This window comes from Staphylococcus sp. HMSC063F05, from assembly GCF_001837075.1.
Lineage (GTDB): Bacteria > Bacillota > Bacilli > Staphylococcales > Staphylococcaceae > Staphylococcus > Staphylococcus epidermidis.
On sequence record NZ_KV831357.1, the window covers coordinates 1 to 719 of the forward strand.

At 44.5% G+C, this 719-nt stretch carries 1 protein-coding gene and 1 pseudogene; one reads left to right on the forward strand and one right to left on the reverse strand.

All coding sequences use genetic code 11. The annotated features are described in order from the left end of the window. Positions 1–213, reverse strand: a pseudogene (locus HMPREF2576_RS12590) (hypothetical protein); the annotation flags it as partial. A gap of 13 nt (positions 214–226) precedes the next feature. Between HMPREF2576_RS12590 and HMPREF2576_RS12535 the strand changes: the two are divergent. Further along, positions 227–719: hypothetical protein (locus HMPREF2576_RS12535; RefSeq protein ID WP_305367183.1), on the forward strand; the 493-nt coding region annotated here is incomplete at its 3' end.

Here is a 719-nt window from a genome sequence, read left to right on the forward strand (position 1 = left end):
CAGCACATCGTTAAGTGGCTCGACAAGTACAAGCATTTCAGACTCAACGAGTACGTCGACATCAGACAGTGCATCAACGTCAACGAGTGAGAGTGAGTCAGACAGTACAAGTACATCCTTAAGTGACTCGACAAGTACGAGTCTTTCAGACTCAACAAGTACATCGACATCAGAAAGTGCGTCAACGTCAACAAGTGTGAGTGAGTCAAACAATACGAGCACATCCATGAGTGACTCAACAAGTACAAGCATTTCAGATTCAACGAGTATGTCGACATCCGACAATGCATCCACATCAACAAGTGAGAGTGAATCAACAAGTGAAAGTACATCGTTAAGTGGATCATTAAGCACGAGTCTTTCAGACTCAACGAGCACATCGACATCTGACAGTGCGTCCACATCAACGAGCGTGAGCGACTCAAATAGTACAAGTACGTCATTAAGTGACTCAACAAGTACGAGTCTTTCAGGATCAACGAGTGCATCCACATCAACGAGCGTAAGTGACTCAAACAGCGCAAGCACATCGGTAAGTGACTCATCAAGTACAAGCGTTTCAGATTCAACAAGTACATCGACATCAGAAAGTGCATCCACGTCAACGAGCGAGAGTGACTCCAATAGCGCAAGTACATCATTAAGTGACTCAACAAGTACAAGCATTTCGGATTCAACGAGTATGTCGACATCAGACAGTGCATCAACATCAACGAGTG